Raw genomic sequence first — 3,567 nt, forward strand, 5'->3', positions numbered from 1 at the left:
CCTCGCGCAGGCGGCGCGCCAGGCCCGGCGGCGCGGTGCGCTGCAGCACGTCCAGCACCGTGCCGGCGCCGGCGCGGTGCTGGCGCCGCGCGTCGGCGATCAGGGCCGGAAGGGCGAGAGGGGCGATGCCCGTGTTGCTCATCGTTCAGCGCACTCCATTGGCAATGTCGAAGATCGGCATGTACATCATCACGACGATGCCGCCGACCAGCAGCGCCACCATCAGCAGCAGCACCGGCTCCACCAGCCGCGTGGCCCGCTCGACGAAGGTGGTGAAGGCCGCGGCATGGCGCTGCGAGATGGTCTGCAGCACCACGTCGAAGCTGCCGGTGCGCTCGCCCACCGCCAGCAGGCGCTCGGCCACCGTGTCGGTCAGCCCGGCCTGCGACAGCGTCGCCGACACGCGCTTGCCGCGCGCCAGGTCGACACGCGCACGCGCCACCGCCTCGCTCATGCGCGCACCGAGCCCCAGCGTCTCGCACAGCGCCATCGCTTCGTCCAGCGTGTAGCCGCCGCGGAACATCAGCGCGAGCGATTGGTACAGCTTGGCAAGACGGAAGTGGTCCCACTGGCGCTGCAGCGGCCCGATCCGCGAGCCCACCGCCACCGCGAAGCGCATCGCGCCGCCCGAGCGAACCCACCACACGCCACCGACCACCAGCGCCGCCAGGCCCGCGGCCACCTCGGCGGTGTGCTGCGAGACGGCCTTGCTGAAGCCCAGCAGCACCTGCGTGGGCAGGCTCAGGTTGCCGTGGAAATCCACGTACATGCCCGAGAAGCGCGGGATCACGTACAGCAGCAGGAACAGCGTGATCAGCAAGCCCAGCGTYACGACCACGGCCGGGTAGATCGCCGCGCTGACCACCTGCTTGCGCAACGCGCCCATCATCTCGTCGTGCGCCAGGAAATCGGCCAGCGCGCTGCCCAGCGTGCTGGTGCGCTCGCTGGCCTTCACGCTCGCCACCAGCACCGGCGGGAAGGCCTGCGATTCGTGCATCGCCTTCGACAGCGGCCGCCCCTCGCGCAGCGCGCGCAGCAGCTCGGCCTGGATGTCGCCGCGCGCGCCTTGCGACGACTGCGCCTGCAGCGTCTCGAGCGCCTCGACCACCGTCATGCCGGCCTGCAGCAGCGTGCGCAGCTCGCGGCACCACCACGCGACGTTGAAGGCGCCCGCGCCGCCGCCGAGCAGCGGCGTGCGCGCCGGCCCACTTGGCTGCGCCTCGGCGCCGACGAACACCAGCCCCTCGCCCGCCAGCTGCGCCTGCACCGCCTGCAGCGACTCGGCCTGCGCCAGCCGCTCCAGCACGGCGGCCTGGCCGGGGTCGTAGTAGCGGACCTTGAACTGCATGGCGGCGCTCGCGAGTTCAGCGCGTCAGGTCGGCGTCGTCGCCGCTGCCGCCGGGCGCGCGGTCCTTGCCGAGGCTCAGCAGCTCGAACTCCTGGCCCTGCAGGCCGGGCGCGCGGTACTGGTAGGCGCTGCCCCACGGATCCTGCGGCAGCGCACCGCGCAGGTAGGGGCCGCGCCAGCGCGGCTCGTCGGCAGGCGCCACCAGCAGCGCCTGCAGGCCCTGGGAGGTGGTCGGGAAGCGGCCGGTGTCGATGCGATACGCCTGCAGCGCCTTGTCGAAGGCATCGAGCTGCGCCTTCGCGGCAGTGACCTCCGAGCGGCCGATCTGCCCGAGGAAGCGCGGGCCGACGATGCCGGTCAGCAGGCCGATGATCAGGATCACGACGAGGAGTTCGAGCAGCGTGAAGCCGCGGCGGGAAGCGTTGATCATGATGTCGATGCGATCGGTTTGGCCATGAAGACCCATTGGTTGTACTGCGCGGCGGGCGGCATCTCGGCCAGGCCGTCGATCTGCAGCGGGGTGCGCCGCAGCGGCTGCGCCTCGCTGGTGCTGAACACGCCGCGCACGCTGCCGTCGGCGCCGCGCACGACGCCGAGCGGGCGGCCCGGCACCAGCGGGTCGGTGTAGAGCCGGCGCAGGTGGCGGCGCGTGCCGACGAAGCGGTTGTCCAGCAGCAGGTTGTCGAGCGAGGCCGGGTACTGCTTCAGCGACCCGGGCGAGGCCTCGCGGTAGCGGGTGATGGCCTGCGCGTACAGCGTGCCGATGCGCACCAGCTCGTCCTCGCGCTCGCGCTGCGCCGCATCGGCCCAGCGCGGGCCGGCGATCGACAGGCCGAGCGACAGCAGCGCGACCAGCAGCAGCACGATCACGTAGGTGAAGCCGCGCGACGGCGACTTGCCGGCTCGATCACCAACTCGCATACGGGCTCCCGTCGCGCGCCTGCCCCGGCGCACCGCTGTGCACGTCGGACACCCCCGCGGCTGCGCCGCTGTCGGAGTTCACGAGCACCCAGGTGTCGATGCGGTCCGTCACCGGATCGACCGGCAGCTGCCGCAGGTAGCGCGCCTGCACCAGCTCCTGCAGCGCCGCCGGGTAGCGGCCGCGGTCGGCGTAGAACTTGTCGATCGCATCGCGCATCGCCGCGAGGTTCTGGCGCAGCACCACCTCGCGCGCGCGGTCGACGTGCTCGGCATAGTGCGGCACCGTGATGGCCAGCAGCAGGCCGATGGCCGCCATCACCACCATCAGCTCGATCAGCGTGAAGCCGCGTGCCTTGTGCATGGCCTGCATCACCAGTCCTTCAGCGGCACGCCGTTCAGCCCGCTGCGCGTCGAGCGGGAGAACACGTCGTAGACATCGGCGCCGGCCTGCGGCTGCTCGGCCGTCGACAGGTAGCTGCGCAGGCCCCAGGTCTGCTCGGCCGGCAGCTCGGCGCTGGCAAACGGATCGCGCGGAATGCGGCGCAGGAAGACCATCCGCTGCGCGCCCGGCAGGCCGGTGTCGCCGCTGACCAGCGCCTGCAGGCTCGGCGGGTAGCCGGTGGCGCCGGCCGGCTGCGACAGCTGGCCCTTGTCGTTGGCGCGCTTGTAGGCATCGATCGCCTCGCGGATCTGCCACAGCGCCTGCTTCAGCTCGCGCTCGCGTTCGCGCTGCAGCGTGATCTCGGCCAGCGGGAAGACGGCTGCGGCCAGCACGCCCAGCACCGCCAGCACGACAACCAGCTCGATCAGCGTGTAGCCGGCGGTGCGCCTCATTTGACGATCACCTTCAGCGGCGGCGGCAGGCCGAACGGCTGCGCCGGGCCGTCGAGGCCGAGCGGTTGCGCGCCGAGCGTCGTCAGCTCCGCGGTGCCGGCGGCGGTGGCCTTCAGGCGCACGCTCAGCAGGCTGCCCTGGCCGCTCGCGCCGGTGGCCTGGTTGCGGATCGCGCCGGCCTGCACCTTGCCCTGCTCGGCATCGATCGTCTTGCTGAAGCTGGTGGCCGCGCCGCCCTGCTTGAACAGATCGCCCTCGTCGACGTCGACCACCGACAGCAGGCCCTTGCTGATGGCGAGCTGCACCGGCGCGCCGCGCAGCGCGACCGGCGTCGCGAGGTTCAGGGTCGCGACGAAGGTGTCGCCGACCTTGACCTCGGCCGGCGCGCTCCAGCTGAGCGTCGGCGCGGCGGCCGCGGGCGCGGGCGCGGCCTGTGCGGGCCTGGCGCCCGGGATCGCGGGTGT

The 3,567-nt window shown here is 72.6% G+C and carries 6 protein-coding genes; all 6 read right to left on the reverse strand.

Features of this window, described 5'->3' with window-relative positions; all coding sequences use genetic code 11:
- Window positions 1-145: 145 nt before the first annotated feature.
- A complete protein-coding gene (locus AC1D15_RS22440; RefSeq protein ID WP_477827704.1) occupies window positions 146-1,348 on the reverse strand; it encodes a type II secretion system F family protein in 1,203 nt (400 codons plus the stop codon).
- 16 nt (window positions 1,349-1,364) lie between these two features.
- Window positions 1,365-1,778, reverse strand: a complete 414-nt coding sequence (gene gspG / locus AC1D15_RS22445) for a type II secretion system major pseudopilin GspG (RefSeq protein WP_477827705.1) — start codon at window positions 1,776-1,778, stop codon at window positions 1,365-1,367.
- Window positions 1,775-2,269, reverse strand: coding sequence for a type II secretion system protein (locus tag AC1D15_RS22450; RefSeq protein WP_477827706.1), 495 nt, complete (start codon window positions 2,267-2,269; stop codon window positions 1,775-1,777). Before AC1D15_RS22450 ends, gspG begins: the two co-directional genes overlap by 4 nt.
- Window positions 2,256-2,639 carry a type II secretion system protein gene (locus AC1D15_RS22455; RefSeq protein ID WP_477827707.1) on the reverse strand — a complete coding sequence of 128 codons (384 nt, stop codon included), beginning with the start codon at window positions 2,637-2,639 and terminating at the stop codon, window positions 2,256-2,258. The genes AC1D15_RS22450 and AC1D15_RS22455 overlap by 14 nt, the downstream gene beginning before the upstream one ends.
- Entirely contained in the window at window positions 2,639-3,103 is a 465-nt protein-coding gene (locus AC1D15_RS22460) for a type II secretion system protein (RefSeq protein WP_047501275.1), read from the reverse strand. The genes AC1D15_RS22455 and AC1D15_RS22460 overlap by 1 nt, the downstream gene beginning before the upstream one ends.
- On the reverse strand, window positions 3,100-3,567 hold a 468-nt coding region (locus tag AC1D15_RS22465; protein WP_477827708.1), incomplete at its 5' end, for a cohesin domain-containing protein. The genes AC1D15_RS22465 and AC1D15_RS22460, both read right to left, overlap by 4 nt.

Source organism: Rhizobacter sp. P2_H2, assembly GCF_056403375.1.

Bases quoted from the DNA above. Each gene is read 5' to 3' on its own strand.
- gspG (WP_477827705.1), bottom strand. From the start codon at position 1,778: ATGATCAACGCTTCCCGCCGCGGCTTCACGCTGCTCGAACTCCTCGTC.
- AC1D15_RS22450 (WP_477827706.1), bottom strand. From the start codon at position 2,269: ATGCGAGTTGGTGATCGAGCCGGCAAGTCGCCGTCGCGCGGCTTCACC.
- AC1D15_RS22455 (WP_477827707.1), bottom strand. From the start codon at position 2,639: ATGCAGGCCATGCACAAGGCACGCGGCTTCACGCTGATCGAGCTGATG.
- AC1D15_RS22460 (WP_047501275.1), bottom strand. From the start codon at position 3,103: ATGAGGCGCACCGCCGGCTACACGCTGATCGAGCTGGTTGTCGTGCTG.